Origin of the sequence: Novosphingobium mississippiense (genome assembly GCF_044029535.1) — a bacterium.
Lineage (GTDB): Bacteria > Pseudomonadota > Alphaproteobacteria > Sphingomonadales > Sphingomonadaceae > Novosphingobium.
The window spans coordinates 560623-575991 of sequence record NZ_CP147001.1 but is presented as its reverse complement, the minus strand read 5'-3'; the positions used below and the strand labels follow the sequence as shown (position 1 = coordinate 575991).

The window sequence follows — 15369 nt, the reverse complement described above, 5'->3', positions numbered from 1 at the left end:
ACTCTGGTGCCCTATGCCCCCGGCTCTTCAGAATTGCCGGTGTTGTCTGCTGCGGCGGCGATCAGCGGTTCGTCCGCACCGCCTTCCGAAATCTCGTCCTTGGCGCTCAACGCCGCACGGCCGCGGGGGCCGTTGAAGTATTCCTGAATCCACGGGTGGTCGAGCGCCAGAAGCTCCGGGATCGTGCCCACCGCGATCACTTTCTTGTCCGCCAGCACCGCCACCCGGTCGCAGATGGCGTGCAGCGTGTCGAGATCGTGGGTGATCAGGAACACGGTGAGGCCCAGCGTCTCCTTCAGCCCGCGCGTCAGCCGATCGAAAGCGGCGGCGCCGATCGGGTCCAGCCCGGCGGTCGGCTCGTCCAGAAACAGCAGTTCCGGGTCGAGCGCCAGCGCGCGGGCAAGCCCGGCACGCTTCCTCATGCCGCCCGAAAGCTCGTTGGGGTACTTGTACGCCGCCTCTTCGGACAGGCCGGCAAGGCGCACCTTGAAGCGCGCGATATCGGCGCGCAGTTCATCACCGATCTCGGGGAAGAACTGCTTCAGCGGCACTTCCACATTCTCGCCCACCGTCAGCGTGGAGAACAGCGCACCGCCCTGGAACAGCACACCCCAGCGCGAACGCAGGTCGATGCCCTCCTCGTCGGTGGAATCCTCCATGTGGTGGCCAAGGACGGTGATATCGCCCGATTCCGGCTGCTGCAGCCCGATGATCGATCGCATCAGCACCGACTTGCCGGTGCCGGAGCCGCCCACCACGCCCAGAATCTCGCCCTTGCGGACCTTGAGCGACAGGTTGTCATGCACCACGAAGCCGTCGAAGGCATTGGTCAGCCCTTCGACGACGATCGGATATTCTGCGTTCGCCTCCGGACGGCCCGCTGCGTCCACGGCATCCCTGGTTTCGGTTTCGCTGGAAAGGTCGGTCATTGCCAGCCGATCTTGGTAAAGAAGATCGCGAAGAACGCGTCGAGCACGATCACGGTGAAAATGGCCGTAACCACTGCCTGCGTGGTGCGCTGGCCAACCTCCTCCGCATTGGAGGTGACCTGCATACCCTGGTAGCAGCCCGCCAGCGCCACGATCAGCGCGAAGACCGGCGCTTTGAGCAGGCCCACCCAGATATCGGTGACCGGCACCACTTCCTGCGTGCGCTGGAGGAAGGTCCAGAATGGAATGTCGAGCGCGAAATTGGCGATGAAGGCGCCGCCGATGATCGCCAGCACGGTGGAATAGAATCCCAGCAGCGGCATCATCAGCATCGCGGCCAGCACGCGCGGCACCACCAGCGCCTGCATCGGCGAGACGCCGATCGTGCGCATGGCGTCCACTTCCTCGGTCAGCTTCATCGTGCCGATCTGCGCCGCGAAGGCGGAACCGGAGCGACCGGCGACCATGATCGCGGTCATCAGGATGCCCAGTTCGCGCATGGCAAGGCGGCCGGTAAGGTTGATCGTGTAGATCTCCGCACCGAACTGCGCCAGCTGCACCGCGCCCTGCTGGGCGATGACGATGCCGATCAGGAAGCTCATCAAGCCGATGATCCACAGCGAGTTGATGCCCACATGCTGCATGTGGAAGACCAGCGCCGTGCCGCGCAGGCGCGACGGGTGGCGGATCGCCACGCCCAGCGCCAGGATCAGTTCGCCCAGGAAGCCGACGGCCTTGACCAGCCCCCTGCCCCAATTGACGATCACGTCGCCGAATTCGCCCAGCGTGCGCATCAGCAGGCCGGGGCGCGGCTCCACCTTGGATTCGTCCTCGGGCATCCGGCCGATGGCCGTGAACAGCCGCTTGGCCGCATCGCTTTGCCCAACGATTTCAACTTTGTGCTCTTCGGCGAAACGCTTGACCAGCCAGGCGCCAGTGGTGTCGATATCGGTCACGCCGGACATGTCGATCCGGTTCACCGGACCGCCGCACTCGGCCATCTTGGCATCCAGATTGCCCAGCGAATGCACGCAAAGCGGCCCCGCCAGCGCCACCGTGCGGACGCCATCGTTGTCGCTTCCCGACAGAGTGAATTCAGCCCATTCCCGCATGTGCGCTCGTATTGGGGGAAAATGCCTGTACCGGCAAGGGGTTCCCCGGCTGCGACGGATTGTTGATTTCGCAAGAGTCTGTCTGGGAATAGTCCGTGGCAATTTGATGGCAGGCCCGCCCCGTTCCCTACGCGCACTTGCGCGCGAGACGCCGCACTGGCAAAGCGCCGCGCCATGACCGACACTCCAGAAACCGCACCCGAAGCCGCTTTCGAATCTGGGCCCGATTCTGGGCTCAACAAGACTTTCGACCCCGCCCAGATCGAGGCGAAGTGGTACCAGCACTGGGAAGGCGAAGGGCTGTTCCGCCCCGAGCGCCCTGACGCGCAGCCGTTCACCATCGTGAACCCGCCGCCGAACGTCACCGGTTCGCTCCACATCGGCCACGCGCTGGACAATACGCTGCAGGATATCGTGATCCGTCACGAGCGCCTGAAGGGCAAGGACGCGCTCTGGGTGGTCGGCACCGACCATGCCGGCATCGCCACGCAGATGGTGGTCGAACGCCAGATGGAAGCGAAGCAGGACAAGCGCGCGAACTACACGCGTGAACAGTTCATCGAGAAGGTCTGGGAATGGAAGGCCGAATCCGGCGGCACCATCACCGGCCAGCTGCGCCGCCTGGGCTGCTCGATGGACTGGAGCCGCGAACAGTTCACGATGGACCCGCACTTCACCAAGGCCGTGGTCAAGGTCTTCGTGGACCTGCACAAGCAGGGCCTGATCTATCGCGACAAGCGTCTGGTGAACTGGGACCCGAAGTTCCGCACCGCCATTTCCGACCTTGAGGTCGAGACGCGCGAGACCAACGGCCACTTCTGGCACATCAAGTATCCGCTTTCGGACGGTTCGGGCTACATCCACGTCGCCACCACCCGCCCCGAGACGATGCTGGCCGACATGGCCGTGGCCGTGAACCCGGAGGACGAGCGCTACAAGGGCCTGCTGGCGCGCGGCGCCACCGTCACCCTGCCCCTCACCGGCCGCGAAATCCCGATCGTCGCGGACGAACACGCCGATCCCGAACTGGGTTCGGGCGCGGTGAAGATCACCCCGGGTCATGACTTCAACGACTTCGAGGTGGGCAAGCGCGCAGGCTTCAAGGCCGGCGACATGCTCAACATGCTCGATGCCGATGCCCATGTCTGCCAGACGCAGGACGGCCTCGTCCCCGCGCAGTTCATCGGCATGGACCGGTTCGAGGCGCGCAAGGCGATCGTCGCGTTCCTGGAAGACGACGGGCTGCTCGAAAAGGTCGAGGATCGCGTGATCCAGACCCCGTTCGGCGACCGCAGCGGCGTCGTCATCGAACCCTGGCTGACCGACCAGTGGTACGTCGATGCGCAGACCCTTGCCGGCCCGCCGATGGAAGCCGTCCGCTCGGGCGCGATCGAGATCGTTCCCAAGACCTGGGAAAAGACCTTCTTCAACTGGATGGAGAACATCCAGCCCTGGTGCGTGTCCCGTCAGCTTTGGTGGGGCCACCGCATCCCGGCGTGGTATTCGGAGGACGGCGAAATCTTCGTCGCCGAAACCGAGGAAGAAGCACAGGCGCAGGCCGGCAACAAGAAGCTGACCCGCGACAACGACGTGCTGGACACCTGGTTCTCCTCCGCGCTCTGGCCTTTCGCCACGCTCGGCTGGCCCGATGAAGATGCGCCGCTGCTGAAGAAGCACTATCCGAACGACCTGCTCGTCTCCGGCTTCGACATCCTGTTCTTCTGGGATGCGCGCATGGCGATGCAGGGGATTCACTTCATGAAGGAAGTGCCGTGGAAGCGGCTCTACCTCCATGGCCTCGTCCGCGCCGCCGATGGCCAGAAGATGTCGAAGTCCAAGGGCAACGTGGTCGATCCGTTGGGCCTGATCGACAAATACGGCGCCGACGCGCTGCGCTTCTTCATGGCCGCCATGGAGAGCCAGGGCCGCGACGTGAAGATGGATGAAAAGCGCGTCGAAGGGTACCGCAACTTCGCCACGAAGCTGTGGAACGCCGCGCGCTTCTGCCAGTCCAACGGCATCGTCGCCAGCACCTCGGTCAAGGCGCCCGAAGCGACCTCCGCGGTCAACAAGTGGATCATCGGCGAAGTCGTCGAGACCGTCGCCGCGCTGGACAAGGCGATGGCCGACTTGCGCTTCGACGCGGCTGCCAATGCGATCTACCACTTCGTGTGGAACCAGTTCTGCGACTGGTACATCGAACTCATCAAGGGCAACTTCGATGAGGAAACCAAGGCCGTCGCCGGCTGGGTGCTCGACCAGATCCTCGTCATGCTTCACCCCTTCATGCCCTTCGTCACCGAAGAGCTGTGGAGCAAGATGGGCACGCGCGAAAACGACCTGATCGTCGCCGCATGGCCTGCGCCGGAAGCCAAGGTGGATGCCGGGGCCAAGGCCGAAGTCGAATGGCTGATCGCGCTGATCGGCAACCTGCGCGGCGCCAAGTCCGAGCTCGGCATCGCACCGGGCGCGCGCCTGACCGCCTATGTCGCCGATCCCTCGGACGCGACCCGCGCGGTGATCGGCCGTAACGGCACCGCGATCGACCGTCTGGCCCGTCTGGATGCGATCCACTTCGAGACTGCTCCCGCCGGTGCCGCCATGCAGGTTGGCGCGGGCGACGCGACCCTCGCGATCCCGCTGGAAGGCGTAATCGACATCGCCGCCGAGAAGGCCCGTCTGGAAAAGGCGATGGCCGCTTCGGTCAAGGAACGGGACTCGCTCGAACAAGCGTCTGGGCAACCCGGCCTTCGTCGAGAAGGCCAAGCCGGAAGCGATCGAAAAGGCCCGTGCCGATCAGGCGCACCACTCGGCCGAGGCGGAGCGTCTGGCGGCCGCGCTGGCGCGATTGGGCTAAGATGAAGCGGAGGGAGTGGGGCTAACAACGCCCCATTCCCTCGTCGCCCCCGCGAAGGCGGGGGCCCCGCTTTTCTGGTTCCACGCGGAGACGCGGAGGCGCGGAGAGACAGGGCCGCAATCCACTTCTCCGTGCCTCCGCGCCTCCGCGTGCTCAAAAAAGGAAAGCGGGATCCCCGCCTACGCGGGGATGACGGAGTTTTGGTTTTGCAGGCCTCGTTCCCGGTCTGCTCTCCATGAATTCGTTTTCCTACCCCACGCGCATCTGCCACTTTTCCGCGCGTGACCGCCCTGCTCTCCCCCCTCGACAACAGCCACAAGGTGACACCTCCGACACAAGGTGACACTTTTTCCCCTGTACCGTGTAAACTGTGTCAACCGCCCGCCCCGAAACCGTAAACTTGCATTCGAGATTTTCCGTGACGCTTGCGCTTGCCACCACCACCCCCGGCGAACCCGAGATCTTCGCCTCGCTTCAGGGCGAAGGCCCCAGCATGGGGCGGCCGAGCACGTTCGTCCGCCTCTCGCGCTGCAACCTTGCCTGCCAGTGGTGCGATACGGCCTACACCTGGCGCTTCACCGGCGACAATCGCTTCCACCGCGACGATCTGGCCTTCGAGCGCAAGGCCAATCAGGTCATGGCCGAAGAGGCGGACGTAGCGCAGATGGTGGCGGACCTGCCGCCCGACCGCTTGGTCATCACCGGCGGCGAGCCGCTGCTGCAGGGCCCGCAACTGGCGCGGATGCTGGCCGCGCTCGACGAGGTGCGGCCGGGAATGCATGTGGAGATCGAGACCAACGGATCGGTCGCCCCGCACGCCGCGCTCGATGCCCGGGTGCAGCAGTACAACGTCAGCCCGAAGCTGGCGCACAGCGGCAATCCGGCAGAGCTGGCGCTGGTGCCCGAACGGCTGGCCGCATGGGCCGCCGATCCGCGCGCCTACTTCAAGTTCGTGGTGGCGGAACCGGCCGACGTGGAAGAAGTGGAAGCGCTTAGGGACACTTACGCGATCCCGCGCGCACGGCTATTCCTGATGCCGGAGGGACGCTCCAGCGATGTCATCAGGCAACGTTCGGGTTGGCTCTCGGATTTATGCACGCGCGAAGGCTATCGCTTCACGGACCGCCTGCACATCCACATCTGGGGCGATACGCGGGGCACGTAAGGGGACATATGAACGAAGCATCGCCGATTCCCGTCGGGGAAACCGAGCCGGGGGAACCTGAAACCCCGGCGCAGCAGCAGCGCATGAAGGGCGACCTGACGCAGGGCCCGATCCTGAAGACGCTGCTGGTGTTCTCGATCCCGATGCTGATCTCGAACGTCCTCCAGACGCTGAACGGATCGGTCAATGCGATCTGGGTCGGCCGGCTACTGGGCGAAAGCGCGCTGGCGGCGACGGCCAATGCCAACATCATCATGTTCCTGATGATCGCGCTGGTGTTCGGCTTCGGCATGGCCACCACGGTGCGCGTGGGCCAGCATTTCGGCGCGCGCGATATCGATGCGGCGCGAAAGACCTTCGGATCGGGCGTCGGCTTCTGTTCGCTGCTGGCGATCGGCTGCGGCCTTGCCGGCTGGTTCGGCGCGGACGCGCTGCTGCACGCGCTGGGCACGCCGGGCCAGAGCCGGATCGAGGCACTGGCCTATCTGCGCGTGATCTTCGTGACGTTGCCGCTGGGCTCGCTCTCGCTGATGGTGTCGATGGGCATGCGCGGCGCCGGCGATTCGAAGACGCCGCTCTATGCAATGATCCTGACGGTGGCGCTGGACGTGATCCTGAACCCCCTGCTGATCATCGGCCCCGGCCCCCTGCCCACACTGGGGATCGCCGGGTCGGCGCTATCCACCGCTTTCGCCAATTTCGCGGGCCTCGTGTTCCAGGTCTGGACGATCTACCGCAAGGACCTGCCGATGCGCCTGCGCGGCGCGGAACTGGGCTACCTGATCCCGCGTGGCAGCGAGTTGAAGTACGTGATCCTGAAGGGTCTGCCGATGGGCGCGCAGATGCTGCTGGTATCCTCAGCCGGCCTCATCATGGTCAGCCTCGTCAACCGCGAAGGGTTGGACGCGGCGGCCGCCTATGGCGCTTCGCTGCAGCTGTGGAACTACCTGCAGATGCCGGCGATGGCGATCGGTTCCGCGGTCAGCGCGATGGTCGCGCAGTCGCTGGGCGCGCACGACCACGGCCGCGTGGGCAAGGTGACCGAGATCGGCCTTGTCACCAACCTGGCGCTGTCGACGCTGATGGCCGCGCTGATCGTGGTGTTCGACCACCCGCTGCTGGCGCTGTTCCTGGGCGGAGACAGCCCGGCGATGCCGATTGCACGGCATATCCAGCTGGTCTGCACCGCCTCGTTCGTGATCGTGTCCATCACCATGATCCTCACCGGCACGCTGCGCGCCTATGGGGCGGTGGTGGTGCCGCTGATCATCATGTTCCTGGGGCTCTATCCGGGCCGTCTGGGCTTCTATCACCTCGCCTATCCGGTGATCGGCAGTGAGGCGCTGTGGTGGTCCTACCCGGTCGGCTCCGCGCTGACCGTGGCGCTGACCTTGGCCTACTACCGCTGGGGCAAATGGCGCGCGGCCTTCGACCTGTGAATTGAGGCGCCGGCGAACACCGGCGCCCTGGTCGATTAACGGCCCTGCGCGCGCCAGCGCTGGACGGTGCGCAGGACGGACTCTTCCTCGCCGCCCGAGCTGTTCCACAGTTCGGTGAACGAAGGGTCGGCCGAGGCGGGCCGCTTGTACTCTTCAAGCTCGTCGAACGAGACGCGGATCGGGATCGTCACACCCTCTCCGCAGATGATGCATTCGCGGTTGCGCAGCGCGGGGATGGAATCGAGGAACCCGCGCGCGCCCTCAGGCATGGCCGCGCGGACGAAGGCCTGGTCGCGATCGTTGTTGAGGCGCATCGAGATGATCGTGCCGCACTGCGACAGCACACCCTCGGCAAGGTCGGAAGGGCGCTGGGTGATCAGGCCCAGCGAGATGCCGTACTTGCGGCCCTCCTTGGCGATACGCGAGAGGATGCGGCCTACCGAGGAGCCGTCGGCGTTCTTCTCGCTGGGCACATAGCGGTGCGCTTCCTCGCAGACGAGCAGGATCGGCCGCGTCTTCTCCTCACGCCCCCAGATCGCATAGTCGAAGACCATGCGGCTGAGCACGGCGACGACGGTGCTGGTGATGTCCGAAGGCACGCCCGAAACGTCGATGATCGAGATCGGCCGCCCGTTCGAGGGCAGGCGGAAGACCTTGGAGATGAACTCCGCCATCGTATCGCCCACCAGCATGCCGGAGAACATGAACTGGTAACGCGGATCGCCCTTCATCTCATCAAGCTTGTTCTTGATGCGCATGTAGGGCGCGCTGGAGTGGCCCTTGTCCAGCTTGCCCATGTGGTTGTTGAGGATGATGGACAGGTCGGACAGCAGATAGGGGATCGGCGAATCCACGGTGATCTTGCCCAGCTGTTCGGCCAGCCGGCTTTTACCGCGCGCTTCCAGCAGGCACTTGCCGAGGATCTCGGTATCCAGCTGGCGATCGTCCCCGCGCGAGGTCAGCAGGATCTCGCAATGCTCCTCGAAGTTCATCAACCAATACGGCATCTGCAGGTTCGACACGTCGAGGATCACGCCGGTATTGCGGAACGCGGACGCATACTCTCCGTGCGGGTCGATCATGATGATGTGACCCTCCGGCGCATGGTCGCAGATGCGATGCAGGATCAGTGCCGCGCTGGTCGACTTGCCGGTGCCGGTGGAGCCCAGCAGCGCGAAGTGCTTGCCCAGCAGCGCGTCGACATAAAGGCCCGCGCGGATGTCCTTGGTGGGATAGACGTTGCCGATCTGGATCGCGCTGCGTCCGTCACTCGCGTAGATCTGACGCAAATCCTCGGTCGTCGCGGGATAGACCAGCGCACCTGGGGAGGGATAGAAGGTGACGCCGCGGCGGAAGCCGTGAATGCGCCCGGTCAGCCGCTCCTCGCTGCCCTCGCCCAGAAAGTCCGCCTCGGCCACGATTCCGCCGGGAATCTTGCTGTCGCTCTTCTGATTGCGGATGCTGGCCAGCAGCCAGCCGTTGCCGACGCGGATCTTCACCTGGCTGCCGACTTGCCCGGACTGCGCGACCGAAGGATCGCCATCCTTCATCACTTCGCCCAACCGGTTGATGTCCAGCGCGATGCGCGTGCCGGCGCCCGAAATCTCCAGGATCACGCCGATCGGTTCGCGTCCGGTGTCCAGACGCGGCGCCTGTCGCTGGGCTGCGGCGTGCGCGTGAGGATTGGGGGCACCGGTGGCCGGATGCACGTTGGCTTGCCCCCCGGCGCCCTGCGCCGTAGCCTGCCCCGGGTGCTGCGCTGCCGGTTGCCCGGCCTGCGGCGCGCGCGCGGGATCGAAGCCTTCCATCTGCATCTGGTTCATTGTGCCCTCGAAACGGTACCGGAAGGAAAATTCCGGGCCATCGAGAGCTATGACCGGCCAGTTAATTTCCAGCTAAGATCGCGCTCGTACAAAAGTCTCAGTGCCAGCCTTTGCCGGTGCTTCAGCGCAGCGCGAACAGGCGTCCCGCGATCCAGCCCATGCCTACCGAGACCACCACCGCCAGCAGGCCATAGGCAAAGCCGTAGTTCTCGGCGAAACCGGCGATCGCCCGCTCCATGCCCAGCTTGCGCACCTCCACCTGGCTGCTGGCAGATGCCACCACGCGCCCTTTCGATACCGCGAAGGTCTCGGCCGTGTAGGTGCCCGTGGGCACGCGTGAGGGCAGGCCGATGCGGGCCTGGTAGAGCACCTGCTCGCTGACCTTCACGCCACCTTCGTCCTCACGATAGAGGCCATTGCGGCGGTTGAGGTCTACCAGGCCGTTGGCGAAGCGAGTCTGCTCGTCCGGATCGATCGCACCGATCGGCGAGAGTTGCAGCCACTTGAGGCCCAGTTCGTAGATCGCCGCCGTCTTGTCGTCGACGATCCGGGCGATCGGACGGGTCGAGGCGATCGCATAGTACGAAGGCGCGGAGCGCAGTTCGGTGCTGTCTGCATTGATCCAGACCCCGGCCACCTTGCGTTTTTCGCGCAGGACGATCGACTGGGTCGGCCCCTTGAGCACCACCACGATGTCGTAGTCCTGCGCCGCACGCGACCCCTCCGGCGTCAGGATCGCACCGAACAGCAGCAGTTCGGTGCCGGTGAAGCCCTGCTGCAGGGCCACTTCGTGTTGCGAAACTTCGGGCACCAGGATCGGATCGCGCGCACCGCCCAGCAGAACCGTTGCCAGAAGCGCGAAGGCGGATGCGGCAAGAGCCTTCACAACGGCGCGACCGTGTAGATTTCGTCCGGCCGATAGCCAAGCCCGAGGGCCATGCGCGCCGCGACCAGCAGCACGATCACCGCCAGGATCAGGCGCAATTTCACCGGGCTGGCCTTCTGCGCGAGTTGGGCGCCCATCTGCGCCCCGGTGACCGAACCGAACAGCAGCAGCGAGGCAAGCACGATATCCACCGCGTGCGTGGTCATCGCGTGCATCATGGTCGTCGCGATCGTCGTGAACAGGATCTGCCAGAGCGAGGTGCCGACAACGACGTTGGCGCTCATGCCCAATATGTAGAGCATCGCCGGAACCAGGATGAAGCCGCCACCGATGCCCATCAGCATCGTCAGAATGCCGGTGGCGATCCCCAGCAGCAGCGGCGCCAGCGGCGAGATGTAGAGGCCGGATCGATAGAAGCGCCAGCGCATCGGCAGGCTGGCGACCATCGGGTGGTGCCGCCGTTTGCGCGCGGCGATCGGCACGCCGCTGCGCTCCGCCCGGATCCCCTGGATGCTCTCCTTGGCCATCAGGCTGCCGATGGAGCCGAGCATGACCACGTAAAGGATGTTGATCACGGTATCGATCTGGCCAAGCCGCGCCAGCACATTGAACAGCAGTGCGCCGATCCCGGTGCCGACGATGCCGCCGAACACCATGACCGAGCCCATCAGGTAATCCACCCCGCCCCGCTTCGCATGGGCAAAGACGCCCGAAACGCTGGCCCCCGTCACCTGGCTGGCGGCAGAAGCCGCCGCGACCGTGGGGGGAATACCGTAGAAGATCATCAGCGGCGTGGTCAGGAAGCCGCCGCCCACGCCGAACATTCCCGACAGGATTCCTGTCAGTGCACCCAGCGCAACGATGACCAGACCGTTGACCGAGAGATTGGCGATGGGAAGATATACATCCATTCCAGTTCTCTCGCTAACGCAGCACGGCAGCGGAGAAAAGCCGCGAATCAGAAACCTGCGGAAAGAGTCACCGCCGGTCCGGAGTCCGGTTTGGCGTCTCCTGCAACGCGGAACCGCCAATCGACGGCCAGACGTCCGAACACGTTCTTTGCCAGCGGCAGCGCCAAGGTTGCCGAAGGACCGGCATCCAGCCTGCCCGCCCCCTTCTGGACGCCGCCCCACAACCCGCCGCCAAGCCGGGTTTCCGCGCGGGCCAGAGTGAACAGGCCGTGATCGACGCGAAGCTGACCTTCCGCAAAAGGTGTCGCGAACTTACCCCCGACATAGCCGGCCTGGGCATAAGTTTCCCCACGCAGCCGGTGCGGCAGTTCGAACGGCGGCAGCGCCGTGATCGCCATGGCGACCGGCTGAACCCAATGCTGGCCGGTCTGCTGGGTCAGCCGCGCCTCCAGCGCCGCCACCACCGGGAATGCCGGCACGGGGCGCGCCGCAAGGCCGATTGCGGTGGCGATTTCGTGCTGGGTCTGCCCCAGAGTGGTCGTCGTCCGCAGATAGACTTCAGGCCGATAGGGGGACTGCCGCGCCAGTCGATAGCGGACGATCGCGCCCGTCTGGCTCGCGCCGTACGTGGCCGGCAGCGCGCCATTCGCCAACGGCCCGGCGCCGTTGCCGCGCAGCAGCGCCCAGGAATCGGCGGACCACCGCTTCAACGCGAACGCGGGCCGCGCGGCGCCATCCTGCGCCTCCGGCGGCGCGACCTGGCCGGCACCCGCAGGCGCGTCGATCGGCAAGGGCGTGGAAAGCAGGGCGAAGGATGGCAGACCGGCCGGCAGTCGCCGGGCCGTAACGGCGCCGGTCGGCGTTTGCGGAAAGTCGCGTCCCGTGTCGCCTGCCGTCCAGTTCGTAACCGGTTCACCGCCAACATCCCCCTGCGCGAACAGCGCCGGATCGCGCTCCGCAACCGGCCAGCCTCCCCCATGCCCCGCCGGGCCGGGTACGAGAACGTAGGCCACGCCACCTGGATATCCAGCGACGCGAACCTGCCGCAGCACCGCTCCGCGCGGCATCATCGCGCCCGGTTGCCAATATTGCCGGCCTTCGTAGCCCGGGATCAGACCGTAGATCGGCGGTGGCTCCGCCCCATATCCATCGGCAAGCGCAGGACTGCCTAGCGCCTGTCCAGCTAATGACTGAGGCCCCACTGCCGGATCGACGCGGTAGCCGCCCTGCCCTTCCGCGCCGGAAATTGCAGCATTCGCCGCGGGCGCCGCGATCGATGGTTCCGCATCCCATGCCGAAAGCCGCCCGCCTGCCCATCCGCACAGCACGGCAAGCAGAGCGACGACGGGTTGCCCGCGCATCCGCCCGCCCATCATGCTGCCGTCCGCATGGCATCGGGCGCGGCAACGCCGCGCATCGACGGAACGGCCATGGCGGGCCGATGTTGTGGCGCCCGCTGCCGTTCGGTCGGAACCCCTGTGGGATGGGCCGCAGGATGGGCCGCGTGGCGCGTCTTGTCCCAGACGACCGCGCCCCCTGCCAATGTCCGCACATAACTGGTCAAGGCCCGGCGCGTGGCGAGTATCGCGATGATATTGGCAACCGGCAGGCGCAGAACCGCCAGAAAGCCCTCCATCGCCCCATATTCGCGCGCCGTGAACAGCGCCCGGAAGGCGCAGCGCCACACCAGGCTGATCGCGCAGGCCACCAGCATGATCCGCAGCACCGGCGATTGCATCGGCGCGATCTGCCAACCGCTGAGGCGAAGCACCGCCAACGCGGCCTCCACAACGATCAGCAGATAGCTTGCCGCCAGAATCACCGCCGTCAGCGGCCCGCGACGATCGCGCAGCGCCATCCAGACATCGGCCATGCTCGCACCCAGGCCTGCACGACCGTCGATCCGGCTCCAGCCCAGACGATCCCACGACTGGAAGGCGATGCCGTGGATCCAGCGCGTCTTCTGGCGCACCGAATCCTCCAGCCTGTCCGGGAAATAGGCCCGCGTGGCGACCAGTCGGCCCTGCGGATCGCGCGCCCGCACGAAGCGCCCCTTGCCGCCCTCGCGCCAGACCAGCACGCCCAGTTCATAGTCCTCGGTAAGGCATTCGGCCGCGAACGGCCCCTTACCCCCGGCCGCCACCCGCTGCCCCGCGATCCGGGCCAGCATCGTACGGGAAAAACCACAGCCCACACCCGCCGCCGGCAAGGCCGCGCCCAGCGCATCGCGCACCACCAGCGACTTGCCATGAGCTTCGGCAAATTCGTCCAGATAGTGCCCCGCCACCCAGCGCGACCGCGCCTCGCGTTCGGCGCGGACCGGCAATTGGACGAAATCGGCATGGTCCAGCGTGCGATCGATCACGGTCAGTTCGGCGGAATGGACCATGTCCTCCGCATCGTGGAGCACCACGCAGCGGAATGCCTGCCCCCAGCGCCGCTCATCCTCGCAAAGCGCGTCATAGAGGCGGTTCAGGCAATCGGCCTTGGTGGTGGGCCCATGGCGGGAGTGAACCACCAGGCGCACGCGCGTATCCTGCCCCACGCCGTCCATTGCCGCCGCCAGCGTGGCGGGATCGTTGGCATAGCAGCCGATATAGAGGCGAAAATCCTGCTGCCGCCATGCGGCGAGCGCGTGCCGGATGGTGTGGCCGATAACCTCATCCTCATGCCAGGCCGCCACAAGGATCGCGACGCGCCCGGTCAAAGGCGCATCACAAGCCTCGCTCGAAAGGCGGACGCTGCGCGCCCTGCCCGTAAGCCGCAGCCACAGCCACGCGACATCCGTTCCCAGATCGTCACAGGCCCCCATCAGGAGCCAGAATGCCGTGAAAAGCAAAAGTTCCTGCTCGACATGCTGCAGGCAGGCGAGCGCCTGATCGATCACACCAGCTGTTATCACGTAGTCCCCCCGAACCCCGGCAAGACGGCAGCCCGGTGGAGCACGCGACGATGTGTCAGGCCCACGACCGGACTGCCCTGGTGGCTTGCATCGCCATCAAGTCTGCCCGAGACAGGACTTATGAATTCTCAGCGCAATTACGCCAATGAATTGGCGTTTCGTTTCACAAAGTTAATAAGCAGCGAGGCGGCAGCAGGGATTCTGCTGATCCTCGTGGCACTTATGGCGCTTTTGGTGGCAAATTCGCCGCTCGGTCATAGTTACCACGAACTGTTCCACCATCCGCTGAGTTGGCGCCCGCTGCCGCGACTCGACACTCTGCACGCCTGGATCAACGATGCCTTGATGGCGGTATTCTTCCTGGTCGTCGGGCTGGAGATCAAGCGCGAGATCATCGATGGGGAACTGTCCAGCCCGGCACGGCGCCGCCTGCCGGTCCTGGCCGCGCTGGCGGGGATGATGGCCCCCGCGCTGATCTATCTGGCGACGGCCGGCCTTGCCGAACCGGCCCGGCGGGGCTGGGCGATTCCCGCGGCGACGGACATTGCCTTCGCGGTCGGCGTGCTGGCCCTGCTGGGCCGCCGCGTGCCAGCATCGCTGCGCCTGTTCTTGCTTACCGTTGCCATCGTCGACGATCTGGGCGCTGTGGCGGTGATCGCGCTTTTCTATACCGCGCGGATCGATCCGGCTTGGGCCATGGCGGCAGGGGCAGTGTTGATCGCGCTGCTGGCTTGCGGGCGGCTGCGCGTTCCGTTCCTGTCGGTCTACCTGCTGCTGGGTCTGGGCCTCTGGATCTGCGTGCTGAATTCCGGAATCCATGCCACGGTCGCCGGCGTATTGCTGGCCTTCGTGATCCCGCTGCGTCCATTGCGCCGCGAATCGATGCTGCTGCGACTGGAACATGCGCTGGCGCCCTGGAACAGCTTCCTGATCGTGCCCCTGTTCGGCTTTGCCAATGCCGGCGTGGCGCTGTCCGGACATGGCGCTGGCGGCAGTCTGCTGGACCCGGTGCCGCTGGGCGTGGCGCTGGGCCTGTTCCTGGGCAAGCAGATCGGCATCTTCGCTGCCATCGTGCTGGCCGACCGCACCGGTTTCGCATCGCGCCCCGCAGGCGCCAGCTGGCTTCAGCTGTGGGGCATGGCCGTCCTGTGCGGCATCGGGTTCACGATGAGCCTGTTCATCGGCGCGCTGGCTTTCCCGCGCTTTCCGGAACTGGTGGAGGAAGCCAAGCTGGGCGTGCTGGCGGGATCGCTGCTCTCATCCCTGCTGGGCTTCGCGATCCTGCGTTTCGCGCCGCAGCCGGGCCGTAGCGGGCAAACGACCGACGCGGCCTGACACCGCGCCG

10 protein-coding genes and 1 pseudogene are annotated in these 15369 nt (G+C 65.8%); 4 read left to right on the top strand and 7 right to left on the bottom strand.

Annotation, left to right across the window (positions count from 1 at the left end):
* Positions 1–11 precede the first annotated feature (11 nt).
* The gene (locus tag WBP06_RS02695; RefSeq protein ID WP_395331609.1) at positions 12–929 is read right to left on the bottom strand and encodes an ABC transporter ATP-binding protein; all 918 of its coding nucleotides are present in this window, start codon (positions 927–929) and stop codon (positions 12–14) included.
* A complete protein-coding gene (locus tag WBP06_RS02690; RefSeq protein WP_395331606.1) occupies positions 926–2041 on the bottom strand; it encodes an MlaE family lipid ABC transporter permease subunit in 1116 nt (371 codons plus the stop codon). Before WBP06_RS02690 ends, WBP06_RS02695 begins: the two co-directional genes overlap by 4 nt.
* A 174-nt stretch (positions 2042–2215) precedes the next feature.
* On the opposite strand from WBP06_RS02690, the pseudogene WBP06_RS02685 reads away from it, so the two are divergent.
* The 3 genes and pseudogenes from WBP06_RS02685 to WBP06_RS02675 all read left to right on the top strand — a co-directional run bounded on the left by WBP06_RS02685 (position 2216) and on the right by WBP06_RS02675 (position 7502).
* Positions 2216–4898 (top strand): annotated as a pseudogene (locus WBP06_RS02685) (valine--tRNA ligase).
* Between the two features lie 418 nt (positions 4899–5316).
* Complete coding sequence (locus WBP06_RS02680; protein WP_395331604.1) at positions 5317–6063, top strand: 7-carboxy-7-deazaguanine synthase QueE; 747 nt, start codon at positions 5317–5319, stop codon at positions 6061–6063.
* Between the two features lie 8 nt (positions 6064–6071).
* Entirely contained in the window at positions 6072–7502 is a 1431-nt protein-coding gene (locus WBP06_RS02675) for an MATE family efflux transporter (protein WP_395331602.1), read from the top strand.
* Positions 7503–7537: 35 nt separating this feature from the next.
* On the opposite strand, the gene WBP06_RS02670 is transcribed toward WBP06_RS02675, so the two are convergent.
* From WBP06_RS02670 to WBP06_RS02650, 5 genes are all read right to left on the bottom strand, one after another.
* Complete coding sequence (locus WBP06_RS02670) at positions 7538–9325, bottom strand: ATP-binding protein (RefSeq protein WP_395331600.1); 1788 nt, start codon at positions 9323–9325, stop codon at positions 7538–7540.
* A gap of 121 nt (positions 9326–9446) precedes the next feature.
* Positions 9447–10211 carry a TIGR02186 family protein gene (locus WBP06_RS02665; RefSeq protein ID WP_395331598.1) on the bottom strand — a complete coding sequence of 255 codons (765 nt, stop codon included), beginning with the start codon at positions 10209–10211 and terminating at the stop codon, positions 9447–9449.
* Positions 10208–11122, bottom strand: coding sequence for a sulfite exporter TauE/SafE family protein (locus WBP06_RS02660; RefSeq protein ID WP_395331596.1), 915 nt, complete (start codon positions 11120–11122; stop codon positions 10208–10210). Before WBP06_RS02660 ends, WBP06_RS02665 begins: the two co-directional genes overlap by 4 nt.
* 47 nt (positions 11123–11169) lie before the next feature.
* Positions 11170–12498: a hypothetical protein gene (locus tag WBP06_RS02655; RefSeq protein WP_395331594.1), complete on the bottom strand. Its 1329-nt coding sequence runs from the start codon at positions 12496–12498 to the stop codon at positions 11170–11172.
* Positions 12495–14024 (bottom strand): glycosyl transferase family protein, encoded by a 1530-nt coding sequence (locus WBP06_RS02650; protein WP_395331592.1) that lies wholly within the window; start codon positions 14022–14024, stop codon positions 12495–12497. Before WBP06_RS02650 ends, WBP06_RS02655 begins: the two co-directional genes overlap by 4 nt.
* A gap of 120 nt (positions 14025–14144) precedes the next feature.
* Between WBP06_RS02650 and nhaA the strand changes: the two genes are divergently transcribed.
* The gene (nhaA, locus tag WBP06_RS02645) at positions 14145–15359 is read left to right on the top strand and encodes a Na+/H+ antiporter NhaA (protein ID WP_395331590.1); all 1215 of its coding nucleotides are present in this window, start codon (positions 14145–14147) and stop codon (positions 15357–15359) included.
* The last annotated feature ends 10 nt before the right edge of the window (positions 15360–15369 follow it).

Coding starts and splice junctions, on each gene's coding strand:
- WBP06_RS02690 (WP_395331606.1), bottom strand. CDS start 2,041: ATGCGGGAATGGGCTGAATTCACTCTGTCGGGAAGCGACAACGATGGC.
- WBP06_RS02660 (WP_395331596.1), bottom strand. CDS start 11,122: ATGGATGTATATCTTCCCATCGCCAATCTCTCGGTCAACGGTCTGGTC.
- nhaA (WP_395331590.1), top strand. CDS start 14,145: ATGAATTCTCAGCGCAATTACGCCAATGAATTGGCGTTTCGTTTCACA.
- WBP06_RS02655 (WP_395331594.1), bottom strand. CDS start 12,498: ATGATGGGCGGGCGGATGCGCGGGCAACCCGTCGTCGCTCTGCTTGCC.
- WBP06_RS02675 (WP_395331602.1), top strand. CDS start 6,072: ATGAACGAAGCATCGCCGATTCCCGTCGGGGAAACCGAGCCGGGGGAA.
- WBP06_RS02695 (WP_395331609.1), bottom strand. CDS start 929: ATGACCGACCTTTCCAGCGAAACCGAAACCAGGGATGCCGTGGACGCA.
- WBP06_RS02670 (WP_395331600.1), bottom strand. CDS start 9,325: ATGAACCAGATGCAGATGGAAGGCTTCGATCCCGCGCGCGCGCCGCAG.